The organism is Streptomyces sp. NPDC087440 (assembly GCF_044744005.1).
Classification (GTDB): Bacteria; Actinomycetota; Actinomycetes; order Streptomycetales; family Streptomycetaceae; genus Streptomyces.
The window spans coordinates 19,579-42,333 of sequence record NZ_JBIUXN010000034.1; the positions used below are offsets into that span (position 1 = coordinate 19,579).

Annotated in this window: 20 protein-coding genes; 15 read left to right on the forward strand and 5 right to left on the reverse strand. The window is 72.4% G+C overall.

Going from position 1 to position 22,755, the window contains the following annotated elements; translation table 11 throughout:
• Positions 1–7: 7 nt before the first annotated feature.
• The 3 genes from ACIO3O_RS40345 to ACIO3O_RS40355 form a co-directional block, all read right to left on the reverse strand.
• Positions 8–739, reverse strand: coding sequence for a gamma-glutamyl-gamma-aminobutyrate hydrolase family protein (locus tag ACIO3O_RS40345; RefSeq protein ID WP_401755190.1), 732 nt, complete (start codon positions 737–739; stop codon positions 8–10).
• A 20-nt stretch (positions 740–759) separates the two neighbouring features.
• The gene (gene eat, locus ACIO3O_RS40350) at positions 760–2,241 is read right to left on the reverse strand and encodes an ethanolamine permease (RefSeq protein ID WP_401755193.1); all 1,482 of its coding nucleotides are present in this window, start codon (positions 2,239–2,241) and stop codon (positions 760–762) included.
• Positions 2,242–2,344: 103 nt separating this feature from the next.
• Positions 2,345–3,097, reverse strand: coding sequence for a FadR/GntR family transcriptional regulator (locus tag ACIO3O_RS40355; protein WP_401755196.1), 753 nt, complete (start codon positions 3,095–3,097; stop codon positions 2,345–2,347).
• Between the two features lie 87 nt (positions 3,098–3,184).
• On the opposite strand from ACIO3O_RS40355, the gene ACIO3O_RS40360 reads away from it, so the two are divergent.
• The 4 genes from ACIO3O_RS40360 (at position 3,185) to ACIO3O_RS40375 (ending at position 8,341) form a co-directional block, all read left to right on the forward strand.
• Positions 3,185–4,549, forward strand: coding sequence for a glutamine synthetase family protein (locus ACIO3O_RS40360; protein WP_401755198.1), 1,365 nt, complete (start codon positions 3,185–3,187; stop codon positions 4,547–4,549).
• A 562-nt stretch (positions 4,550–5,111) separates the two neighbouring features.
• A complete protein-coding gene (locus tag ACIO3O_RS40365; protein ID WP_401755201.1) occupies positions 5,112–6,503 on the forward strand; it encodes an aldehyde dehydrogenase family protein in 1,392 nt (463 codons plus the stop codon).
• A 6-nt stretch (positions 6,504–6,509) separates the two neighbouring features.
• Positions 6,510–7,307, forward strand: a complete 798-nt coding sequence (locus ACIO3O_RS40370) for a 3-oxoacyl-ACP reductase (protein WP_401755203.1) — start codon at positions 6,510–6,512, stop codon at positions 7,305–7,307.
• Between the two features lie 38 nt (positions 7,308–7,345).
• Entirely contained in the window at positions 7,346–8,341 is a 996-nt protein-coding gene (locus tag ACIO3O_RS40375; RefSeq protein WP_401755324.1) for a DUF2510 domain-containing protein, read from the forward strand.
• A gap of 14 nt (positions 8,342–8,355) precedes the next feature.
• Here ACIO3O_RS40375 and ACIO3O_RS40380 read toward each other — a convergent pair whose 3' ends face one another.
• Entirely contained in the window at positions 8,356–9,582 is a 1,227-nt protein-coding gene (locus ACIO3O_RS40380; RefSeq protein ID WP_401755205.1) for an amino acid deaminase/aldolase, read from the reverse strand.
• A 655-nt stretch (positions 9,583–10,237) separates the two neighbouring features.
• Between ACIO3O_RS40380 and ACIO3O_RS40385 the strand changes: the two genes are divergently transcribed.
• From ACIO3O_RS40385 to ACIO3O_RS40400, 4 genes are all read left to right on the forward strand, one after another.
• Positions 10,238–11,464, forward strand: a complete 1,227-nt coding sequence (locus ACIO3O_RS40385; protein ID WP_401755208.1) for a hypothetical protein — start codon at positions 10,238–10,240, stop codon at positions 11,462–11,464.
• Positions 11,461–12,621, forward strand: a complete 1,161-nt coding sequence (gene mycP, locus ACIO3O_RS40390) for a type VII secretion-associated serine protease mycosin (RefSeq protein ID WP_401755211.1) — start codon at positions 11,461–11,463, stop codon at positions 12,619–12,621. The genes ACIO3O_RS40385 and mycP overlap by 4 nt, the downstream gene beginning before the upstream one ends.
• Positions 12,622–12,795: 174 nt before the next feature.
• Positions 12,796–13,536, forward strand: coding sequence for an SseB family protein (locus tag ACIO3O_RS40395; RefSeq protein WP_401755212.1), 741 nt, complete (start codon positions 12,796–12,798; stop codon positions 13,534–13,536).
• 65 nt (positions 13,537–13,601) lie between these two features.
• Positions 13,602–14,339: an MIP family channel protein gene (locus ACIO3O_RS40400; protein WP_401755215.1), complete on the forward strand. Its 738-nt coding sequence runs from the start codon at positions 13,602–13,604 to the stop codon at positions 14,337–14,339.
• 12 nt (positions 14,340–14,351) lie between these two features.
• Here ACIO3O_RS40400 and ACIO3O_RS40405 read toward each other — a convergent pair whose 3' ends face one another.
• A complete protein-coding gene (locus tag ACIO3O_RS40405) occupies positions 14,352–14,729 on the reverse strand; it encodes a DUF1844 domain-containing protein (RefSeq protein ID WP_401755218.1) in 378 nt (125 codons plus the stop codon).
• 384 nt (positions 14,730–15,113) lie between these two features.
• On the opposite strand from ACIO3O_RS40405, the gene infC reads away from it, so the two are divergent.
• The 7 genes from infC (at position 15,114) to pheT (ending at position 22,527) form a co-directional block, all read left to right on the forward strand.
• Positions 15,114–15,761 carry a translation initiation factor IF-3 gene (gene infC / locus ACIO3O_RS40410; RefSeq protein ID WP_229898163.1) on the forward strand — a complete coding sequence of 216 codons (648 nt, stop codon included), beginning with the start codon at positions 15,114–15,116 and terminating at the stop codon, positions 15,759–15,761.
• 131 nt (positions 15,762–15,892) lie between these two features.
• On the forward strand, positions 15,893–16,087 hold the full coding sequence (rpmI, locus tag ACIO3O_RS40415; RefSeq protein ID WP_189827454.1) for a 50S ribosomal protein L35: 195 nt from the start codon (positions 15,893–15,895) through the stop codon (positions 16,085–16,087).
• A 105-nt stretch (positions 16,088–16,192) separates the two neighbouring features.
• Complete coding sequence (rplT, locus tag ACIO3O_RS40420) at positions 16,193–16,579, forward strand: 50S ribosomal protein L20 (RefSeq protein ID WP_266655864.1); 387 nt, start codon at positions 16,193–16,195, stop codon at positions 16,577–16,579.
• 164 nt (positions 16,580–16,743) lie between these two features.
• Positions 16,744–17,583, forward strand: a complete 840-nt coding sequence (locus tag ACIO3O_RS40425; RefSeq protein ID WP_189827482.1) for an RNA methyltransferase — start codon at positions 16,744–16,746, stop codon at positions 17,581–17,583.
• 71 nt (positions 17,584–17,654) lie between these two features.
• A complete protein-coding gene (locus ACIO3O_RS40430; RefSeq protein ID WP_401755221.1) occupies positions 17,655–18,755 on the forward strand; it encodes an ATP-binding protein in 1,101 nt (366 codons plus the stop codon).
• Between the two features lie 113 nt (positions 18,756–18,868).
• Positions 18,869–19,999 carry a phenylalanine--tRNA ligase subunit alpha gene (gene pheS, locus ACIO3O_RS40435; protein WP_401755224.1) on the forward strand — a complete coding sequence of 377 codons (1,131 nt, stop codon included), beginning with the start codon at positions 18,869–18,871 and terminating at the stop codon, positions 19,997–19,999.
• Complete coding sequence (gene pheT / locus ACIO3O_RS40440) at positions 19,999–22,527, forward strand: phenylalanine--tRNA ligase subunit beta (protein ID WP_401755227.1); 2,529 nt, start codon at positions 19,999–20,001, stop codon at positions 22,525–22,527. The genes pheS and pheT overlap by 1 nt, the downstream gene beginning before the upstream one ends.
• The last annotated feature ends 228 nt before the right edge of the window (positions 22,528–22,755 follow it).

Consider the following 22,755-nt stretch of genomic DNA (forward strand, 5'->3'; position numbering starts at 1 on the left):
GTGCGGCTCAGTGCAGGGCGGCTCGGTGCCGGGCGGTGCGCTCGCCCGCCGCCTGCACCAGTGCCCGCATCACCCGCTGGTCCTGGCCCATCTCCGGATGCCACTGCACGCCCAACACCCAGTCCTCTCCCGGGAGTTCGACCGCCTCCACCGTCCCGTCCTCCGCGTGCGCCGAGGCGAGCAGGCCCTCGCCGAGCCGGTCCACCGCCTGGTGGTGGTAGGCGGGCACCAGGTCCAGGTCCGGCACGACGTCCGCGTACCGGGTGCCCGGGACCGGCTTCACCGGGTGCTCCCCGAAGACGCCCACCGTGTCCCCGTGCCCGTCGAGATGCTGCACGAGGGTCCCGCCGAGCGCCACGTTCAGCAGTTGCATGCCCCGGCAGATCCCCAGCAGCGGCGTGCCGGACGCCAACGCCGCCCGGATCAGGGCGAGTTCCCACGCGTCCCGCTCCGGTGCGGGCGGTCCGGTGCGCGGGTCGCGCTCGGCCCCGTACCGTACGGGATCGACGTCCTGACCGCCCGCGATCACCACGGCGTCCAGCCGGGCCACCACCTCGGCCGCGTCCTGCGGGTCGTCGGGCGGCAGCAGCACCGCGTGGCCGCCCGACGCCCGCACCAGCCGCGGATACCCCGCCGGGACCAGGGCGGCGGGCAGGTCCCACACCCGCCACTTCACGGACTCCTCCAGATACGTGCTGATACCGACGAGGGGCTTGCGCGGCACGGGCGGTTCCTCCATGAGGTGGTGCGGTACGGGGTTTACGTGCGTTCGAGTTCCGCCTCGGCGGCGGCGAGCGCCGCGAACTCCTCCTCCGGCGCGGACGCGACGAGGTGGTGCCGAGAGTAGAGCGCGAAGTAGCCGAGCGCGACGACGTACACGATCAGCGCGATGACCGCCGCCGTGATGTCCACCAGGAACGTCGCGACCAGCGCGAACAGGGCCAGCACAAAGGCCGTGCCCGAGGTCGCGATTCCGCCGGGAGTGCGGTACGGGCGCGGGAGTTCGGGCTCGCGGCGGCGCAGCACCAGGTGCGAGAGGGCCATCAGGGCGTACGAGATGGTCGCGCCGAACACGGCGATGTTGAGCATGCGGGCGCCGTCGCCCGTGGCGGCGGCGAGCGCGAAACCGATCGCGCCGGGGATGAGGAGGCCCAGGTAGGGGGCCTTGCGGCGGCTGGTGAGGGAGAGGAAGCGGGGCAGATAGCCGGCCCGGGAGAGCGCGAAGAGCTGGCGGGAGCCCGCGTAGATGAGCGAGAAGAAGGAGGCGACGAGCCCGGCGAGGCCCGCGTAGTTGACGAAACGGCTCAGGCCGGTGGCCGCGCCGTCGCCCTGGAGGGCCACCACCAGGGGGTTTCCGGCGTCCTGCACGGCCGCCGAGCCGCGCGCGCCGGTCGCGGCGAAGAACGTCAGCATGGCGAGGAGCACGAGGATGCCCATCGCGGTGGACAGGGCCTTCGGCATCGAGCGCACCGGATCCTTGGCCTCCTCGGCGGCGAGCGGCACGCCCTCCACGCCCAGGAAGAACCACATGCCGAACGGGAACGCCGACCAGATCCCGATCAGCCCGAACGGCAGCCAGGAGTTCGCCCCGAAGGCGTCCTTGTCGACCGGGATGTCGTTGAGGCTGTCCGCGGTGAACTCGGTAAAGGCCCCGACCGCGAAGATCAGCAGCGCGGCCACCGCGACGGCCGTCACCACCAGGCTGAAGCGCAGTGCCTCGCCGACGCCCCACAGATGGATGCCGATGAAGATCACGAAGCAGGCGAGGTAGACCGGCCAGCCCGCGGTCAGCCCGAAGAGGTTGAGCGACTCGACGTAGTCGCCGATGAAGATGGAGATCGCGGCCGGGGCCAGGATGTACTCGATCAGGATCGCGGTGCCGGTGAGGAAGCCGCCCCAGGTGCCCAGCGCCCGGCGGGCGAAGCCGTAGCCGCCGCCCGCGGTCGGCAGGATCGCGGACAGTTCCGCGAGGGCGAAGACCAGGCAGGCGTACATCACGCCCATCAGGAGGGTGGCGATGGCGAGCCCGCCGAAGCCGCCCTTGGACAGGCCCACGTTCCAGCCGGAGAAGTCCCCGGAGACGACGTACGCGACGCCGAGTCCGGTCAGCAGCAGCCAGCCCGCGCTGCCGCGGCGCAGGGCGCGCCGTTTGAGGTAGTCGGTGTCGTGGGAGGAGTCCTGCGAGACCTCCGACCCGTTCGCCTGTGGTGCCTCGTGTGCCGTTGGTCCGTCCGTGGCCATGGGCCGCTCCCGCCGTCGCCTGGCAAAGGTGTGGCTCCACACCTTTGCGGGCGGGGTCGTCGTTGGCAACCCCCTCAGGTGACAGGGGAGTTACGTCCTGGGCTCAGGTGAGGAATCCCCGCAGCAGCGCCGCCGTTCCCGAGCAGTGCTCCCGCATCACCTCGCGGGCGTCCTCCGCCTCCCCGGCCAGGACGGCGTCCACCAGGGCGGTGTGCTGGAACTGGGAGTGCTCCAGGTTCCGCACCAACAGCGGGATGCAGTCCAGGAGTTCGTTCACCTCGGCCCGCACCGCCGCGTACTGGGCGGCCAGCCGGGGCGAGCCCGACAGCTCCGCCAGGGTGAGGTGCAGCAGGGTGTCCCGGCGGCGGTAGTCGGCGAGCGGGGCGTCGTGGGTGGCGGCCAGGGCGTCGCGCAGCCGGGCCGCTTCCGGGCCGTGCAGGCCGCGTGCGGCGCACAGTCCGGCCGCGCCGACCTCCAGCACCTCCCGGAAGCGCAGGGCGTCCTCCACGTCCAAGTCGCCCACCCTGCGCCGCAGTTCCGCCTCGCCGGGGGTGTCCGGGCGGCGGCGCACGAACGTACCGCCGTAGCGGCCGCGCCTGCTCTCCACCAGGCCCTGCTCCTGGAGGACCTTCAGCACCTCGCGCAGGGTGACCCGGCTTATCCGCAGCCGGTCGGCCAACTCGCGCTCGGCGGGCAGGCGTTCACCGGGGGGCACCAGACCCAGGCGCAGCACCTGGAGAACCTGCTCCAGCGCCTCCTCGAAGCCGTTGCCCGCGCGCACCGGGCGCAGGACGGCCGTCAGCCTGTCGTCCCGCCCGTCGTGCTCGTACCCCTCGTCCGACCCAACACTCGACACGCGCCCGAACCCCCTTCCCAATCAATGGTCTTGGGCCATACCTTAGGGCTCCCGGTGGCTTCCGGCTGACCCAAGGAGGAACTTCCCGTGGCAGACCGCACACCCCCGCTCCTGCTCGAAGAGCTGCGCGCCCTGGTGGCGGGCGGAGAGATCGACACCGTCGTCCTGGCCTTCCCCGACATGCAGGGCCGGCTGACGGGCAAGCGGTTCGCCGCCCCCTTCTTCCTCGACGAGGTGCTGGAGCACGGCGCGGAGGGCTGCAACTACCTCCTGGCCGTCGACGTCGACCTCAACACCGTGGACGGCTACGCCATGTCCTCCTGGGAGAGCGGCTACGGCGACTTCGGGATGCGCCCGGACCTGAGCACCCTGCGCCGGGTGCCCTGGAACGACGGCACCGCGATGCTGATGGCCGACCTGACCTGGCACGACGGCTCGCCCGTCGTCGCCGCGCCCCGGCAGATCCTGCGCCGCCAGATGGAACGGCTGGCCGAGCTGGGTTACACCGCGCACGCGGGCACCGAGCTCGAATTCATCGTCTTCAAGGACACGTACGAGGAGGGGTGGGACGCCGGTTACCGGGACCTGACGCCGGTCAACCAGTACAACGTCGACTACTCCATCCTCGGCACCGGCCGGGTGGAACCGCTGCTGCGGCGCATCCGCAACGAGATGGCGGCGGCCGGGCTCGTCGTGGAGTCCGCCAAGGGGGAGTGCAACCCCGGGCAGCACGAGATCGCGTTCAAGTACGACGAGGTGCTGCGGACCTGTGACCAGCACGCCATCTACAAGAACGGTGCGAAGGAGATCGCCGCGCAGGAGGGCGTCTCGCTGACCTTCATGGCGAAGTACAACGAGCGGGAGGGGAACTCCTGCCACATCCACCTGTCGCTGCGGGACGGGGAGGGGCACAGCGCGATGGCGGGCGACGGCCCGGACGGGATGTCGCCCCTGATGCGGCACTTCCTCGCGGGGCAGCTCGCCGCGCTGCGGGACTTCTCGCTGCTGTACGCGCCGAACATCAACTCCTACAAGCGCTTCCAGCCGGGGTCCTTCGCGCCGACCGCCGTCGCGTGGGGGCTCGACAACCGGACGTGTTCGCTGCGGGTCGTCGGGCACGGGGCGTCGATGCGGTTCGAGAACCGGCTGCCGGGCGGGGACGTCAACCCGTACCTGGCGGTGTCGGCGATGATCGCGGCGGGGCTGTACGGGGTCGAGCACAAGCTCGAACTCCCTGCGGTGTGCGAGGGGAACGCCTACACGGCGGACTACGAGCACGTGCCCACCACCCTGCGGGAGGCGGCCGAGCTGTGGGGCGCCAGCCCCATCGCCCGGGACGCCTTCGGGGATGAGGTGGTGGCGCACTACGCGAACATGGCGCGGGTGGAGCTGGCGGCGTTCGACGCGGCGGTGACGGACTGGGAGCTGAGGCGCTCCTTCGAGCGGATGTAGGGGGCTCGTTGCCCGGTGGGGCCGGGCGGGTGCGGCCCGGCCCGCCCTTCCCGCCAGCCGTCTTGGGCGGCGGGGCCATCCTTCCCACGCTTCCTCGTAGCCCCCTTGGGCGGCGGAACCGCCCTCCACCTCCTTCTCCCTAGCCGCCTTGGGCGGCGGGGCCGCCCCCCGGGGGCGGGACGGGCGGGCAAGGGGGCGGCCCCTCCCGCTCCCGGCCCACCCGGGTGCCGCCCCTGGCCCAGCCCCCGTGCCGGACGCGCGTCCAGAGGGGTCCCGGCCAGGCCCCGACACCGGACGCCCGTCCAGGAGGAGCCCGGCACCTCCCGTACCGGAAAGGCAGGTCCCCAACCCCGCCCCTTCACCTAAACCCGCGGGGCAATTGCACGGTTCCCGTGCAGGCGCGTCGTGGCTGGTCGCGCAGTTCCCCGCGCCCCTAAAGGGGCACGAAGCGGTCGCGCCCGCGCGGCGGAGCCGCAGATCAAGCACAGTTCCGCGCCCCTGAAGGGGCGCATCCGCGCGGCGGAGCCGCAGATCGAGTACGGTCCCGCGCCCCTGACGGGGCATGGGCGAGTCACCCAGAAATCCCCCGACAAGGACACCCGTGAAGATTCTCAACCCCGCCACCGGCGAGACCCTCGCCACCGTCACCGCCTCCTCCCCCCAGGACGTCGACGCCGCCGTCACCCGCGCCGCGCACGCCCAGCAGGCGTGGGCCCGTGAGGCCCCCGCCGCCCGTGCCCGCCACCTCCACCGCTTCGCCGCCCTCGTCGACGACCACGTCGAGGAGCTCGCCCTCCTGGAGGTCCGGGAAGCCGGTCACACCCTCGGCAACGCCCGCTGGGAGGCGGGCAACGTCCGTGACCTGCTGACGTACTCCGCCGGCGGCGCCGAGCGGCTCAACGGCCGCCAGATCCCCACCCCCGGCGGCCTCGACGTCACCATCCACGAACCCCTCGGCGTCATCGGCGTGATCGCGCCCTGGAACTTCCCCATGCCGATCGCCGCCTGGGCCACCGCCCCCGCCCTCGCCGCGGGCAACGCGGTGATCCTCAAGCCCGCCGAGACCACCCCGCTGACCGCCCTGCGGCTCGCCGAGCTCGCTCTGGAGGCCGGTCTTCCCGAGCACCTCTTCCAGGTGCTCCCGGGGGAGGGTCCGGTCGCCGGGAACGCCCTCGTCGAGCACCCCGGCGTCGCCAAGATCGTCTTCACCGGCTCCACCCGTGTCGGCAAGCAGATCATGGCCAAGTGCGCCGAGCGGGTGAAGCGCGTGACCCTGGAACTCGGCGGCAAGAGCCCCAACATCGTCTTCGCGGACGCCGATCTGGAAGCCGCGGTGGCCGCGACCCCCATGTCGTTCCTCGACAACTCCGGGCAGGACTGCTGCGCCCGCACCCGCATCCTCGTCGAGCGCAGCGTCCACGACCGGTTCCTGGAACTGCTCGCCCCGCTCATCGAGCAGATCGTCGTGGGGGACCCGTCCGACGAGAAGACCCAGATGGGCCCGCTGATCTCGCAGGCCCAGCTGGAGAGGGTGCGGTCGTACGTTCCCGACGACGCCCCCGGCATCCGGGGCACCGCGCCGGAGGGGGCGGGGTTCTGGTTCCCGCCGACCGTCCTCACCGGACTCGCCCCCGACGCCCCCGCCGCCGTCGAGGAGATCTTCGGGCCGGTCGCCGTCGTGCTGCCCTTCGACGACGAGGCGGACGCGATCCGGCTCGCCAACGACACCGAGTACGGGCTTTCCGGGTCGATCTGGACCCGCGACGTGGGGCGCGCGCTGCGGGTCTCGCAGGCCGTCCGGGCGGGGAACCTCTCCGTCAACTCCCACAGCAGCGTCCGTTATTGGACGCCCTTCGGCGGCTACCGCCAGTCGGGGCTCGGCCGCGAGCTCGGCCCCGACGCCCTGACCGCATTCACCGAGACCAAGAACGTCTTCATCAGCACGGAGGCCTGAACCACCATGAGCAACACGAACAACGAGAACCAGGTCGTCTGCCGTCGTCTCGTCGGCCGCACCGCCGTCATCACCGGCGCCGGCAGCGGCATCGGCCTCGCCACCGCCCGGCGCCTCGCCTCCGAAGGGGCGAACGTCGTCTGCGGCGACATCGACGAGAGCGCGGGCAAGGCCGCCGCCGAGGCCGTCGGCGGGATCTTCGTCAAGGTCGACGTCACCGACGCCGAGCAGGTCGACGCCCTCTTCAAGGCCGCGTACGACACGTACGGCAGCGTCGACATCGCCTTCAACAATGCGGGGATCAGCCCGCCGGACGACGACTCCATCCTCACCACCGGGCTGGAGGCCTGGAAGCGCGTCCAGGACGTCAACCTCACCTCCGTGTACCTGTGCTGCAAGGCGGCCCTGCCCTACATGCAGCGGCAGGGGCGCGGCTCGATCATCAACACCGCCTCGTTCGTGGCGATCATGGGGGCGGCGACCTCCCAGATCTCGTACACCGCCTCCAAGGGCGGCGTGCTCGCCATGTCGCGCGAGCTCGGCGTGCAGTTCGCCCGCGAGGGCATCCGCGTCAACGCGCTGTGCCCGGGGCCCGTCAACACCCCGCTGCTGCAAGAGTTGTTTGCATCCGACCCGGAGCGGGCCGCCCGCCGTCTCGTGCACATCCCGCTCGGCCGGTTCGCCGAGGCGGACGAGATCGCGGCGGCCGTCGCCTTCCTCGCCTCCGACGACGCGTCCTTCGTCAACGCGACGGACTTCCTGGTCGACGGCGGCATCTCGGGCGCGTACGTCACGCCCCTCTAGCCCCGTCGCGGGTGCCGTCTAAGGTGTGCCGCATGAGCATGACGACCCCGCCCGGCTGGTACCAGGACCCCAGCGCTCCCACCCAGGAGCGCTGGTGGGACGGCAACGCCTGGAGCGCGCACACCCGGGCCCCCGGCCAGCCGCAGCAGGCGCCGCAGAATCCTCCCGGCCAGCCGCAGCAGGCGCCGCAGAACCCGTCCGCCCCGCAGTACGGCTACCCCCAGCAGCCGCCGCAGCAGGGGTACGGATTCCCGCCCGCCCAGCCGCAGTTCGGCACCCCCGCGCCCCCCGCCGCACCCCCGGCGGGCGGCGGCGGAGGGCTCAGCAAGGGCGGCCTGATCGCGGTGATCACCGCCGGAGTCGTCCTGGTCGCGGCCATCGTCACCGGCGTCGTCGTCCTCGGCGGCGAGGACGACCCGAAGCCGCCACCGGTGGCCGCCACCACGCCGCCCGTCCCCGGCGGCAGCGGCGCCCCGAGCCCGCCGCCCGCCACCACCGGCCCCTCGGGGGACGCCACCGTCCTCGCCGACCAGCTCAACGGCGTCACCCTGCCCATCCTCGACGGCTGGGAGATCCCCGAGTTCGGCGGCGACCGCGAGGCCGCCTCCATGCAGACCGAGGAGTCGTACGACTGCCCGGGCGAGCGCGGCTTCTGCTTCCACGGCGCGGTCAGCTCGCGCACCGCCCCCGCCGAGCAGACCACCCCCGAGGCCGTCGCCAAGGCCGACATCGGCAAGGCCGCGGAGCTCGCCTACGGCAAGGACGTCCTGGACCGCCAGAAGTACGGCGGCATCACGTCCCACCAGGAGGTCAAGGCCGAGGCGGTCACCGTCGCGGGCAAGCAGGGCTACCTGGTCCGCTGGAAGGTCGTCACGGGCAAGGGCCCCGGCGGATACGTCCAGTCGCTGGCCTTCCCCAGCAGCATGGGCCCGTCGTCGATCGTCCTCGTACGGTTCTCGTTCGACGCGGGCCCCGACGGACCGCCGCTGGACGGCATGGACAAGATCACCCAGGGCATCCGCAACGCCACCTGAACCCCTCCGGGGGTCTACAGGAAGGTGTGCCCCTCGCCCCGGTACGTCGGCGCGGTGCCCGTCACCCGGTCGCCCTCTATCAGCTGCAACTCCTCGAACCGTTCGCACAGTTCGCCCGCCTTGGCGTGCCGGAACCACACCTTGTCACCGATCAGCAGATCGTCCGCCGCCGCACCCAGCAGCGGCGTCTGCACCTCGCCCGCGCCCTCCTGCCCGTCGTACCGCAGCCCCTCGGGCAGGTACGGCACGGGGGAGCGGTCGGGGCCCGCCGCGCCCGACGCCGGGTAGCCGCCGCCGAGCACCGTCACCACGCCCACGCCAGGACGGCGTACGACAGGCATCGCGAACAGCGCCGCCGGACGTCCGTCGAACGCCCGGTAGTTGTCGAACAGCCGCGGCACGTACAGCCCCGACCCGGCCGCCACCTCCGTCACCGAGTCCTCCGCGACCGTGCTCTCCACGCTCCCGGTCCCGCCGCCGTTCACGAACTCCAGATCCGGTACGACGCCGCGCACGGCCCGCACCACGGCCGCCCGCCGCACCGCCAGCTCCCGGCGCGCCGCACCCTGCATGGCCCGCACCATCCGCGAGCGCAGCGGCCGCCCGGGGATCGTGTCCCCGACACCGGCCACATGCCCCTCGTACGCCATGATCCCCACCAGCCGGAAGCCCGGCCGCCGGTCGATCGACCGGGCCAGCTCCGCCAACTGGTCCGGCTCGCGCAGCGGCGAGCGCAGGGCGCCTATCCGCACCCGCCCGCCGAGCATCCGCAGCGAGGTGTCCATCTCCAGACAGACCCGGATCTCCTCGGTGCCGCCGTCCCGCGCCCGGTCGATCAGCTCCAACTGCGCGACGTCGTCCACCATCACCGTCACGGCGGCCGCCAGCTTCGGGTCCGCCGCCAGCTCCGCGTACCCCTTCCGGTCCGGCGACGGATACGCCAGCAGCACGTCCTCGAACCCGGACCGCGCCAGCCACAGCGACTCCGCGAGCGTGTACGACATCACGCCCGCGAAGCCGTCCGTCGCCAACACCCGCTCCAGCAACGCCCGGCAGCGCACCGACTTGCTCGCCACCCGCACGGGCTTGCCGCCCGCCCGGCGCACCAGGTCGGCGGCGTTGTCGTCGAACGCCTCCAGGTCGACGACGGCGAGGGGACCGTCCAGGTGCGCGGTCGCACGGTCGTAGCGGGCACGGTCGGCGGCCCGGGGGGCCTGGGCATGAGCAGCACGGAGAGTCATGGGCGCAGCTTGCCAGAGTCGATTACCCCCCGGTAGGCCCCGACCGGAGGACAACTCCGGAATCCGGCATGCGGACCGGCGGGCAGATCCCGAAGGGACGTTCCGGTCAGATCCGCCCCACGCCGCGCATCGGTTCCCGTCCCGGCGCGGCCAGCCCGTAGAGTGACGGAACTCCGCTGGAAGCCCCGGGTGACGGGACCCCGACGGGGTACGAGCCGGGAGAACGAGAAGAGACGGACCTGGGGGCCGGATGACCACCGAACCACACCGCCCCCACATCCCTCCCCGCCCCTCCTTCCCACCCGCTCCGCCCTCTTCCCACCCCGTCCCCCCGGACACGCGAACCACCCCGGCACCTCCGCACGACGCCCTGCGGCCTGCGGCCCCGGTGCTCCCGCACGACGGCTTGCGGCCCGCGGCCCCGGCGCTCCCGCACGACGGCTTGCGGCCCGCGGCCCCGGCGCTCCCGCATGACGCCCTGCGGCCCGCGGCTCCCGCCGCCCCGGCGTCACCGCACGACGGCCTTCCGGTCGCGCACTCCGGCGTATCGGCAGCGGCCTCCGGCGTTCGCGCGGCGGATGGCGGTCCGGTGGCGCGGGCCGGTGCGTTCGCGAGTGCTTCCGCAGACCTCGGGGCGCTCTCCCCTCCCCGGGCCGTGTCCGCACACCCGCAGGCCGAACGCGCCGGTGTCCCCGGCTCCGTGGCGGCGGCGCCGTCTCGTGAACCGGCCGGTGCGCCCCTGCCGTCGCCCCACCACGGCGGTGCGGGCACCGCGCCCACGTCGCCCCACCACGGCAGTGCGGGCACCGCCCCCACGTCGCCCCCGTACCCGCCCCCGGCAGCACTGCCCTCCCGTGTCGATACGATCGCGGGCCCCAGTCCCTCCGGGGACGCCGAGCACACCGGCGACGGGTCCCGACCCGTGCGCGACCCCCGGACGCCCGCGTCGCCCGCGCGCGGGGAGGCCGAGGTCCGTGCGCCGTCGCCCCGCGAGGCCGGGCGCGTCGACCTGACGCCCCGTACGGACGCAGCCGCCCCCCTGACCTTCGCACCGCCGCAGCACTGGGCCCGCGACGACGAGGAGAGTCCCGCCGAGCGCACCACCCGGCTGCGCCCCGTGGGAGCCCGAACTCCCGCCCGTATCGCGGCAGTCGCCGCCTGTGCCGTGCTCGGTGCGGGGCTTCTCGGCGGAGCAGTCGCCGGAAGCCTGCTCGCCGTCGACGACCCCGCGGCCGCCACCCCCGACAGCCGCTTCCAGAGCGCCCGCACCGCCTGGCACAACGTCCCCGTCGACACCCTCTTCCCCCGCACCCTCAAGGGCCAGGGTGCCGGTCCCGGCGGCGCCGACCGCGCCTGGACCCGGGTCGCCGTCGCCCCCGACGGACCCTGCGCGGACGCCCTCGACCCGCTCCTGCTCAAGGCCCTCGGGCCGGTCGGCTGCGCACGGCTGCTGCGGGCCACCTACACCGACGCCACCACCAGCAGCGTCACCACCGTCGGCATGGTCTTCACCCAGGGCGACCGCGCGGCGACCACCGCCCTGCGCACCCGCTTCGTACGCGAAAAGCTGGCGGAGCGCGCCGATCTGATGCCGCGTGCGTTCCCGGTGCCGGGAACCGTCGCCGCCGGATTCGGCGACCCGCAGCGGGCCAGCTGGACGGTGCGCGTACTCAAGGACGTACCGGTCGTGGTGTACGCGGTGTCCGGCTTCGCCGACGGACGCACCGTCACCGACCCCCAGCCCGCCCCCCTCGCGACCGCCGACGGCGCGACCACCGCCCCCGCCCAGTCCGGCCTCGGCCACGAGGCCAAGGGCATCGCCGACCGGGTCGAACGCGGCCTGCGCAAGACCGTCGAGACGCCCACGGAGCCACCCGGATGAACCGCCGCCGCCGCACCGTCTTCGCGGGCACCGCCGCCGCCCTGCTGGTCGCCCTGCCCGCCGCCCCCGCGTACGCCGACACCATCCGCGACAAGCAGTGGGGACTCGCGGCGATGCACACGCAGGAGGCGTGGCGCACCACCAAGGGGCAGGGCGTGACCGTCGCCGTCCTCGACACCGGCGTCGACGACAAGCACCCGGACCTGGCGGGCAACGTCCTGCCCGGACACGACCTCGTCGGCTTCGGCGCGAAGAGCGGCGACCGCTCCTGGGCCCGGCACGGCACCGCGATGGCGTCCATCATCGCGGGCCACGGACACGGCCCCGGCGGGGGCGAAGGCGTGCTCGGCGTCGCCCCCGAGGCGAAGGTGCTACCGGTACGGGTCATCCTCGAAGGCACGGACCCCTCCCGGGACAAGGCCCGCGAGTCGCGGGGCAACGCCCTGGCCAAGGGCATCCGTTGGGCGGTCGACCAGGGCGCGGACGTCATCAACCTCTCCCTCGGCGACGACAGCGAGTCCGCGCACCCGGAGGCCGAGGAGGACGCGGCCGTCCAGTACGCGCTGCGCAAGGGCGCGGTGGTCGTCGCCTCCGCCGGGAACGGGGGAGAGAAGGGCGACCACATCTCCTACCCGGCCGCCTACCCGGGCGTGATCGCGGTGACCGCGGTGAACTCGGCGGGCACGCACGCCTCCTTCTCCACCCGCCGGTGGTACGCGACGGTGGCCGCCCCCGGCGTCGACATCGTGATCGCCGACCCCGACCGCAGCTACTACGAGGGGTGGGGCACGAGCGCGGCGTCCGCCTTCGTCTCGGGGGCGGTGGCGCTGGTGCGTGCCGCGCACCCGGACCTTCCTCCGGCGGAGATCAAGCGGCTGCTGGCACGGACGGCGCGTGATGCTCCGGACGGGGGGCGGGACGACTCGCGGGGGTACGGGATGGTGGACCCGGCGGCGGCGATCGGGGCGGCGGGGCGGGGGCGGGAGCGGGTCCGCTCCACGGCGGCGGGGTATCCGAACGCCTACTTCGGGCCGGGGCCCGTGGCCCCCGCTGTGTCGTCGGCGGGGCCGGAGACATGGGCCCTCGTCGCCGGCGGGGCGGGCCTGGGGCTTCTCGCCGCGGGCGGCGTCCTCTGGCGTACGTCCCGGCCCCGATAGGGCCTTGCCCGGCACCGGGCTTGTTTCCGCCCCTGCCCCGCCCCTTCACCCAAACCCTGCGGGGCGTGGGGTGGGTGCTGTTCCTGATGGGGCTACGCCCCTTGCCCCCCTGCACGGCTTCGCCGCGCGTCCTCAAACGCCGGACGGGCCGAGGGACCGACTACCCTCGACCCCGTGCAGCTCAAGAACATCCCGGACCCCGGTTTCTCCGAAGACGACGGCTCCGCCCACCCCGCCCTCGCCGCCGCCCTCGCCTCCTGGGCGCAGGGCCCCAAGGACGCGCAGAGTCATCAGCGCGTCATCGAGGCCCTTCCCGGCGCCCGCCTCCTCGTTCCCGTCGTCGCCGTCCTCGGCGAGGTCGAGACCGACCCCGAGACCGGGCTGAAGCGCGAGAAGACCAGCGACATGGCCGTGCCGACGCTGCGCGCGGGGGAGCGGAAGGCCCTCCCGGCGTTCACCTCCACCGAGGCCCTCGCCCTCTGGGACCCCGCCGCCCGGCCCGTCGCCGTCCCCCTGCACCAGGCCCTCCAGGCCGCCGCCCACGAGCAGGCCGACACCGTCGTCCTCGACCTCGCGGGACCCGTTCCCTTCCAGCTCACCGGGCCCGCCCTGCGCGCCCTCGCCGAGGGGCGCACCAGCACCCGGCCGCTCGACGACCCCGCCGTCGTCGAAGCGGTCCGCGCCCTGGTCACCGCCGAACCCGCCGTGCTCCGCGCCCACCTCGGCCCCGGCGAGGCCGACGGCACCCTCGCCCTGGTCCTGGCCCCCGACGCCGCCCCCGCCGAGGCCGCCCGCCGCATCGCGAACGCCCTCGCGCAGGACGACGTCCTGCGCGCCCGCCTCGTACGCGGACTGGACCTGGCCCTGCTGCCGCCGGACAGCACCCCGCCCGGGGAGCCGCTCCTCACGCGCTGAACAGGCGCGACCACGCACACCGGCAGACAATGCGAAGACAGTCAACGATCTTCGCGAGGTGTGTCATGGACAGACGGACACTGGTCTCCGAATTCCTCGGGACGCTGCTTCTGGTCTTCTTCGCCGTCGGCTCGGCCGTCCTGGCGGGCGCCTACATCGGGACTCTCGGCATCGCGCTCGCCTTCGGCTTCACCCTGTTGGCCCTGGCGTACGCGCTCGGCCCGATCTCCGGTTGCCACGTGAACCCGGCGGTCACCCTCGGCATGCTGATGGCGGGGCGGATCAACTCCCGTACGGCAGTGGGCTACTGGGTCTCCCAGTTCCTCGGTGGCATCGCCGGAGCGGCCCTGCTGTTCCTGCTCGCCAAGCAGGTCCCGGGACTGAAGACCAGTGAGGCCTTCGGGTCGAACGGGTTCGGCGACCGGTCCGCCGTGGGCATCAACACCGGCGGTGCGTTCCTCGCCGAAGTGGTGCTCACGTTCCTGCTGGTGTTCGTGGTGCTCGCCGTCACGCACAAGGTGGCCGTCCTCGGCTTCGACGGGCTGCCGATCGGTCTCGCCCTCGCCGTCATCCACCTGGTGGGCATCCCGCTGACGGGTACGTCCGTCAACCCGGCCCGCAGCCTCGGGCCGGCCCTCTTCGCCGGGGGCGCGGCACTCTCCCAGCTGTGGCTGTTCATCGTCGCCCCGCTGGTCGGCGGGGTGCTCGCGGCGCTCGCGCACCGGCTGACGCACCCCGTCGGCGAGAACCGCATCCACGCGGACGCGACGGCGGCGGAACGGGGCAACCCCGTTCTGCCCTGAGCCGGGACCGGCTCAGCCGTAGACGGGACCCGTGTACTTCTCACCCGGGCCCTGACCCGGCTCGTCCGGTACGACCGAGGCCTCGCGGAAGGCGAGCTGGAGGGACTTCAGCCCGTCCCGCAGCGGGGCCGCGTGGAACGAGCTGATCTCCGTGGCGCTGGCCGTGATCAGACCGGCCAGTGCCTGGATCAGCTTGCGGGCCTCGTCCAGGTCCTTCTGGTCCTCGCCGCCCTCGGCCAGGCCGAGGTTGACGGCGGCGGCGCTCATCAGGTGCACGGCCACCGTGGTGATCACCTCGACGGCGGGCACGTCCGCGATGTCGCGGGTGATGTCGTCGAAGCCGGGGTTGTGGTCTTCGGTGGTGTCGGTGCTGCTGGTCGCGTCGCTCATGGCGTCAACGATAGGTCCCGGCCTGCGCGCCTTTGCACACCGGACCGGTTCGCCCGTTCCGCGTACCCCTGGTAGTCTGGTCAAGCGACCGGCCGGACACATCTGTGCCCGGCCCACAAGTGGAGGCTCCGATCTCCCACCTGACCGTCCCCCGGGACGGCGGGTCACCGGTCAGAAGACGGTCCCCATCGTTCCGTACGGACGATGGAGCTGTCCGATGTGTGCGCCCCGCGGTTTCAGACGCGGCGGTGCTCCGGTATATCCAGGAGCCCTGCCTGTGTCCCGTCCGGGGCATTTTTTGTATCCCGATGCGGTTGGTCCGAAGAGATAAGACGTCTCGCGGCTGTCTGCCAGACAGTCGTGTGGTGCTACTGAGGAGGATCCATCAGCGCCGAGCCCCGCATCAACGACCGGATTCGCGTTCCCGAGGTGCGACTTGTCGGACCCAGCGGCGAGCAGGTGGGCATCGTCCCGCTCGCTAAGGCCCTGGAACTGGCGCAGGAGTACGACCTCGACCTGGTCGAGGTCGCGGCGAACGCCCGTCCGCCCGTGTGCAAGCTCATGGACTACGGGAAGTTCAAGTACGAGTCGGCCATGAAGGCCCGTGAGGCGCGCAAGAACCAGGCGCACACGGTCATCAAGGAAATGAAGCTCCGCCCGAAGATCGACCCGCACGACTATGACACCAAGAAGGGTCACGTCGTCCGGTTCCTCAAGCAGGGTGACAAGGTCAAGATCACGATCATGTTCCGTGGTCGTGAGCAGTCCCGTCCCGAGCTTGGCTTCCGGCTGCTTCAGCGACTCGCCTCCGACGTGGAGGAACTGGGCTTCATCGAGTCCAACCCGAAGCAGGACGGCCGGAACATGATCATGGTTCTTGGCCCGCACAAGAAGAAGACCGAGGCGATGGCCGAGGCCCGTGAGGCCCAGGCCGCCCGCAAGGCGGAGCGTCAGGGCGTTGCCCAGGACGACGAGCCGGCGGCTGCCGAGGTCGTCGCCGAGGCCCCGGCCGAGGCACCTTCCGAGGCGTGATCCACGGGGCCGCCACCCAGGCGGCCCCAGGATTCCGTACCGGAAACCCCCAACCAAAGATCTGACGCTCCCGCAGTCCGGTGCCCGCACCGGGGGCCGGGGGAGCGGCACTGACGAGGAGATACGGCGCTATGCCGAAGAACAAGACGCACAGCGGTTCCAAGAAGCGCTTCAAGATCACCGGCTCCGGCAAGGTGCTCCGCGAGCGCGCCGGCAAGCGCCACCTGCTTGAGCACAAGTCGTCCCGCGTGACGCGTCGCCTCACCGGCACCGTTGAGCTGGCCCCGGGCGACGCCGCGAAGATCAAGAAGCTTCTCGGCAAGTGATCCCGCAGCCTCGGCTCTGACGCCGCAGGCACTGGATCGAGACCGGGACCAATTCATTTCCGGGTCGTGTGAACACCCCCACGACCCCGCTACAAGGAGTCAAAAGTGGCACGCGTCAAGCGCGCAGTAAACGCCCACAAGAAGCGCCGGGCAATCCTCGAGGCGGCCAAGGGCTACCGCGGCCAGCGTTCGCGCCTGTACCGCAAGGCCAAGGAGCAGGTCACCCACTCCCTGGTCTACAACTACAACGACCGCAAGAAGCGCAAGGGCGACTTCCGCCGTCTGTGGATCCAGCGCATCAACGCCGCTGCCCGCGAGAACGGCATGACGTACAACCGCCTCATCCAGGGTCTGAACGCCGCCAACATCGAGGTGGACCGCAAGATCCTCGCCGAGCTGGCCGTCAACGACCCGAACGCGTTCGCCGCGCTCGTCGAGGTCGCCCAGAAGGCGCTTCCGAGCGACGTCAACGCCCCGAAGGCCGCCGCCTAGTCCTCCCCGGACAGGCAGAGCCCTTCTTGGCTTGAAGCCGGACCCGCAGGCGCATTCCGCGCCTGCGGGTCCGGTTGTTTCCCGGCCGGGGGTCCGAGGGGCGTCCCCCGGGAGAACGCCGTCGCCCCCTCTCGTACGTACGCAAAGAAGTGAGCCGCACACCCATGGGCACCCCCGAGCTGATCTCCCCGCGTTCCCCCCGCGTCACCGCCGCCAAGCGGCTGGCCAAGCGCAGCTTCCGGGGCAAGGAGCGCCGGTTCATCGCCGAGGGCCCGCAGGCCGTGCGCGAGGCCGTCGGGCACCGGGGGCCCGACGGGACGCCCACGCTGATCGAGCTGTTCGCGACCGTGGAGACCGCCGAGCGGTACGCCGACATCGTGGACGCCGCGCACGCCGCCGGGGCCCGGGTGCACCTGGCCGGGGACGACGTCCTCGCCGAGATCTCGCAGACCATCACCCCGCAGGGCATCGTCGGCGTCTGCCACTTCCTGGACTCCCCGTTCGAGGACATCCTCGCGGCGAAGCCCAAGCTGGTCGCCGTCCTGGCGCACGTCCGCGACCCCGGCAACGCCGGTACGGTGCTGCGCTGCGCGGACGCGGCGGGCGCCGACGCGGTGGTCCTCACGGACGCCTCCGTGGACCTCTACAACCCGAAGTCGGTGCGGGCCTCGGTCGGCTCGCACTTCCACCTGCCGGTCGCCGTCGGCGTACCCGTCGAGCAGGCCGTGGCCCAGCTCCAGGCCGCGGGCGTGCGCATCCTGGCCGCCGACGGCGCGGGCGACAACGACCTCGACGACGAACTCGACGCAGGGACCATGGGCGTCCCCACCGCCTGGGTCTTCGGCAACGAAGCCTGGGGCCTGCCCGAGGAGACCCGGGCGCTCGCCGACGCCGTCGTCCGCGTCCCCATCCACGGCAAGGCCGAGAGCCTGAATCTCGCTACGGCAGCCGCCGTGTGCCTCTATGCATCCGCGCGGGCACAGCGGGTACGCACCACTGCCTGAGGGCCTCCCGGCCGGAGTAGGGTGACGGGCTCGGGGGCCCTACTGCGCTACTCGGAGAGTGGGGGACGGGGATGGCCGCGGAGATCACGGAACAGGCCGCTGTGGCAGGGGAGTTCGGCACGTCCGGGGTCGGGGCGGACGACCTCCCCGACGGCCTGGTCGTCGCCGACGAGGCCGGGCGCATCGTCTGCTTCAACGCCGCCGCCTCCCGGATCACCGCCGTCCCGGCCGATCTCGCGCTCGGGCGCGCGCTCGTCGACGTACTCCCGCTGGAAGACCTCAAGGGGCGGCGGTGGTGGACGCTCACCGATCCGTACGACGGGCTCGCCATCCGCGTCGGGCAGCCCGAGCGGAACCTGCTGCTGCCCGGCGGGCGCGAGGTGCTGGTCTCCGCGCGGTACGTACGCGAGCACCCGCGCGGACCGGTGCGGCGGGTCGTGGTGTCGCTGCGCGGGACCGAGGCCCGGCGGCGCACCGAGCGCAGCCACGCCGAGCTGATCGCCACCGTCGCCCACGAGCTGCGCTCGCCGCTGACCTCGGTGAAGGGGTTCACCCGCACCCTGCTGCGGAAGTGGGCACGCTTCACCGACGACCAGAAGCTGATGATGCTGGAGACCGTCGACAACGACGCCGACCGCATCGCCCGCCTCATCGCCGAACTGCTCGACATCGCACGGATCGACACCGGCAGGCTGGAGCTGCGCAGGCAGCCCGTCGATGTGGCCGCCGCCGTAGGACGCCATGTCCACGCACGCATCTCCGCAGGTCAGGCCGCCGATCGTTTTCTCGTGCGGATCGAGCACCCGCTGCCCGACCTGTGGGCCGACCCGGACAAGATCGACCAGGTGCTCGGGAACCTGCTGGAAAATGCGGTGCGCCACGGCGAGGGAATGGTCACCATTGAGGTGGCGCCCGCCACAGCCAAGGACGACGAGAAGGGAACAGCCGTGACCGTCAGCGACGAGGGCCCGGGAATTCCCGAAGAGTCGCTGAGCCGTGTCTTCACCCGTTTCTGGCGGGGCAGCAAGCGCGGCGGCACCGGTCTTGGCCTGTACATCGTCAAGGGCATCGTCGAGGCGCACGGCGGCACGATCACGGTCGGCCGCGGGCCCGGCGGTGGCGCCGAATTCCGATTTATTCTGCCCGTCGGGGCTCCCGCCTATCTGGCCTGAGCGCCCCACGGGCTTCTTCGCGTCCCACGGCCCTTTAGACTCGACTTTTGGCACCTTTGCGTCCTCATGCGTCGAGCGGGGCCGCCCATCAGCCATCGGAAGTACGGGAAGAGATGTCCGCACCCAATAAGTCGTACGACCCTGTCGAGGTCGAGGCGCTGAAACCCGAAGAGATCGAGCGCATGCGGGACGAGGCGCTCGCCGCCTTCGAGGCCGCCGCCGACCTCGACGCGCTCACGCACGCCAAGACCGCGCACACCGGGCCCACCTCGCCGCTGTCCCTCGCCAACCGCGAGATCGGCGCGCTCCCGCCCCAGGCCAAGGCCGAGGCGGGCAAGCGCGTCGGCATGGCGCGCGGCGCGGTGAACAAGGCCCTCGCCGCCCGTCTGGCGGTGCTGGAGGCCGAGCGCGACGAGCGCGTGCTGGTCGAGGAGGCGGTGGACGTCACGCTGCCGTACGACCGCACCCCGGCCGGCGCCCGGCACCCGCTGACCACCTTCATGGAGCGCGTCGCCGACGTCTTCGTGGCGATGGGCTACGAGGTCGCCGAGGGCCCCGAGGTCGAGGCCGAGTGGTTCAACTTCGACGCCCTGAACTTCGTGCCGGACCACCCGGCCCGGCAGATGCAGGACACCTTCTTCGTGCAGGGCGCGGACGGCGCCAAGAACGACGAGTCGGGTGTCGTGCTGCGCACGCACACCTCGCCGGTGCAGGCCCGCGCGCTGCTGGAGCGCCGTGAGCCGCCCGTGTACGTCGTGTGCCCCGGCCGCGTCTACCGCACCGACGAGCTCGACGCCACGCACACCCCGGTCTTCCACCAGATCGAGCTGCTGGCCGTCGACGAGGGCCTGACCATGGCCGACCTGAAGGGCACTCTCGACCACATGGTCCAGGCGCTCTTCGGCGAGGGCATGAAGACCCGGCTGCGCCCGAACTACTTCCCCTTCACCGAGCCGTCCGCCGAGATGGACATGGTCTGCTACGTCTGCCGCGGCGAGTCCGTCGGCAACCCGGACCGTCCCTGCCGCACCTGCGGCAGCGAGGGCTGGATCGAGCTGGGCGGCTGCGGCATGGTCAACCCCAAGGTGCTGACCGCCTGCGGCGTCGACCCGGAGAAGTACAGCGGGTTCGCCTTCGGCTTCGGCATCGAGCGGATGCTGATGTTCCGGCACAACGTGGAAGACATGCGAGACATGGTCGAGGGTGACGTGCGTTTCACTCGGCCCTTCGGGATGGAGATCTGATGCGGGTCCCGCTTTCCTGGCTGCGGGAGTACGTGGACCTCCCCGCCACCGAGACCGGCCGTGACGTGCAGGCCAAGCTGGTGTCCGCAGGACTTGAGGTCGAGACGGTCGAGGAGACCGGCGGCGGCATCAAGGGCCCGCTGGTCGTCGGCCAGGTCCTGACCATCGAGGAGCTGGAGGGCTTCAAGAAGCCGATCCGCTTCTGCACGGTCGACGTCGGCTCCGCCAACGGCACCGGCGAGCCGCAGGAGATCGTCTGCGGCGCCCGCAACTTCGCGGTCGGCGACAAGGTCGTCGTGGTCCTCCCGGGCGCGGTGCTGCCCGGCGACTTCGCGATCGCCGCGCGCAAGACGTACGGCAAGACCTCGCACGGCATGATCTGCTCCGGCGACGAGCTGGGCATGGGCGACGACGGCACGCACGGCATCATCGTGCTGCCGCCGGAGTACGAGCCGGGCACCGACGCCATCGAGCTGCTTGAGCTCGTGGACGAGGTGCTCGACATCGCGGTCACGCCTGACCGGGGTTACGCCCTGTCGATGCGCGGCATCGCCCGCGAGACCGCCACCGCGTACGGCCTGCCGCTGCGCGACCCGGCGCTGCTCGACGTCCCCGCGCCGAACTCGTACGGCTACCCGGTGAAGATCAGCGACCCGCAGGGCTGCGACCGCTTCACCGCCCGCACGGTCACCGGGCTCGACCCCGAGGCCCGCTCGCCGATCTGGATGCAGCGACGCCTCCAGAAGGCGGGCATGCGTCCCATCTCGCTGGCCGTCGACATCACGAACTACGTGATGCTGGAGCTGGGCCAGCCGCTGCACGCCTACGACCGCTCGCGCGTCCAGGGCACCATCGGCGTCCGCCGCGCCGAGCAGGGCGAGAAGTTCACGACGCTCGACGGCGCCCAGCGCGTCCTGGACGCCGAGGACCTCGTCATCACCGACGACCGCGGGCCCATCGGCCTCGCGGGCGTCATGGGCGGCGCGAACACCGAGGTCGCCGACGTCGAGATCGACCCGGAGACCGGTGAGGCCAAGGGCACCACCGAGCTGGTCATCGAGGCGGCGCACTTCGACGCGCTCACCATCGCGCGGGCATCGCGCCGGCACAGGCTGACCTCCGAGGCGTCCAAGCGCTTCGAGCGCGGCGTCGACCCGCAGGCAGGTCCGGCCGCGGTCCAGCGCACCGTCGACCTGCTCGTGCTGCTCGCGGGCGGCACCGCCGAGGCCGGGGTCACCGAGGTCATCGCGCCCTCCGCGCCCCGCTCCATCTCCATGAAGGCGGACCACCCGGACCGCGTCGCGGGCGTGGCCTACGGCCGCGAGACCGTCGTGCGCCGCCTCCAGGAGGTCGGCTGCGACGTCTACGGCACCGACGAGCTGGTCGTCACCGTGCCGTCCTGGCGTCCCGACCTGGCGTTCCCCAACGACCTGGCCGAAGAGGTCATCCGGCTGGAGGGCTACGAGAACCTGCCCTCCACGCTGCCGACCCCGCCGTCCGGCCGTGGTCTCACCGAGCGCCAGCGCCTGCACCGCCGCATCGGCCGCGCCCTCGCGGGTGCCGGTTACGTCGAGGCGCTGAACTACCCGTTCGTCGGGGACGCCGCCTTCGACCAGCTCCAGCTGGCCGCCGACGACGCCCGCCGCACCACCGTCAAGCTGGTCAACCCGCTCGCCGACACGGAGCCCGCGCTCCGTACGACGCTGCTCCCGGGCCTGCTCGGCGCGCTGCGCCGCAACGACGGACGCGGGTCGCACGACCTGGCGCTCTTCGAGACCGGTCTGGTCTTCCTGCCCTCCGGCGAGGAGACCCGGGCGGTGCGCCTGCCGGTCGACCGTCGTCCCACCGACGAGGAGATCGCGCAGCTCAACGCCTCGCTGCCGGCCCAGCCCCGGCACGCCGCCGTCGTCCTCGCGGGCGCCCGCGAGCAGGCCGGCTGGTGGGGCAAGGGCCGCCCGGCGACCTGGGCCGACGCCGTCGAGTCCGCTCGTACGCTGGCCCGTGAGGCCGGTGTCGAGCTGATCGTGGCCGCCGCCGCGAACGCGCCGTGGCACCCGGGCCGGTGCGCCGCGCTGTCGGTCGTCGTGGACGGCACGGAACAGGTCATCGGGTACGCCGGTGAACTGCACCCGCGCGTCGTCAAGGCGATGAACCTGCCGGAGCGCACCTGCGCGACGGAGCTGGACCTGGACGTGCTGGAGAAGGCCGGTCAGGGTGCGCTGCAGGCGCCCCGGATCTCCACCTTCCCCGTCGCCACCCAGGACGTCGCCCTGGTCGTCGACGCGGACGTCCCCAACGTCGTCGTCGAGGACTGGCTGCGCACGGGCGCGGGTGAACTCCTGGAGGACATCCGCCTGTTCGACGTCTACACCGGCGAGCAGCTCGGCGAGGGCAAGAAGTCCCTCGCGTACGCGCTGCGCTTCCGCGCCGCCGACCGCACGCTCACCGTCGAGGAGGCCTCGGCCGCCCGCGACGCGGCGGTGGCCCTCGCGGCCGAGCACACGGGAGCCGTCCTGCGCGGCGCGTAACACCCGTCAGGGCAACCCCTGTTGAGGGAGTTACCGAGGGGCACATCCGGGACACGGGTGTGCCCCTCACTCATTTGGGTGAGATCCACGGGCGATGTACGCATAGCGGCACGAACGGTAGACACAATCGTTCCGGCCGACCGGCCGTACCGCAGCCAAGCGCTCCGAGGGGGCCGTCCGGAAATGATCAGTCAGAGGGTCGGCCGCGGGGCGGGGGCGCGGCTCCTT

Coding starts and splice junctions, on each gene's coding strand:
- ACIO3O_RS40345 (WP_401755190.1), bottom strand. CDS start 739: ATGGAGGAACCGCCCGTGCCGCGCAAGCCCCTCGTCGGTATCAGCACG.
- eat (WP_401755193.1), bottom strand. CDS start 2,241: ATGGCCACGGACGGACCAACGGCACACGAGGCACCACAGGCGAACGGG.
- ACIO3O_RS40365 (WP_401755201.1), top strand. CDS start 5,112: ATGGGCGAGTCACCCAGAAATCCCCCGACAAGGACACCCGTGAAGATT.
- ACIO3O_RS40370 (WP_401755203.1), top strand. CDS start 6,510: ATGAGCAACACGAACAACGAGAACCAGGTCGTCTGCCGTCGTCTCGTC.
- ACIO3O_RS40375 (WP_401755324.1), top strand. CDS start 7,346: ATGACGACCCCGCCCGGCTGGTACCAGGACCCCAGCGCTCCCACCCAG.
- ACIO3O_RS40380 (WP_401755205.1), bottom strand. CDS start 9,582: ATGACTCTCCGTGCTGCTCATGCCCAGGCCCCCCGGGCCGCCGACCGT.
- mycP (WP_401755211.1), top strand. CDS start 11,461: ATGAACCGCCGCCGCCGCACCGTCTTCGCGGGCACCGCCGCCGCCCTG.
- ACIO3O_RS40400 (WP_401755215.1), top strand. CDS start 13,602: ATGGACAGACGGACACTGGTCTCCGAATTCCTCGGGACGCTGCTTCTG.
- ACIO3O_RS40405 (WP_401755218.1), bottom strand. CDS start 14,729: ATGAGCGACGCGACCAGCAGCACCGACACCACCGAAGACCACAACCCC.
- rpmI (WP_189827454.1), top strand. CDS start 15,893: ATGCCGAAGAACAAGACGCACAGCGGTTCCAAGAAGCGCTTCAAGATC.
- ACIO3O_RS40425 (WP_189827482.1), top strand. CDS start 16,744: ATGGGCACCCCCGAGCTGATCTCCCCGCGTTCCCCCCGCGTCACCGCC.
- ACIO3O_RS40430 (WP_401755221.1), top strand. CDS start 17,655: ATGGCCGCGGAGATCACGGAACAGGCCGCTGTGGCAGGGGAGTTCGGC.
- pheS (WP_401755224.1), top strand. CDS start 18,869: ATGTCCGCACCCAATAAGTCGTACGACCCTGTCGAGGTCGAGGCGCTG.
- pheT (WP_401755227.1), top strand. CDS start 19,999: ATGCGGGTCCCGCTTTCCTGGCTGCGGGAGTACGTGGACCTCCCCGCC.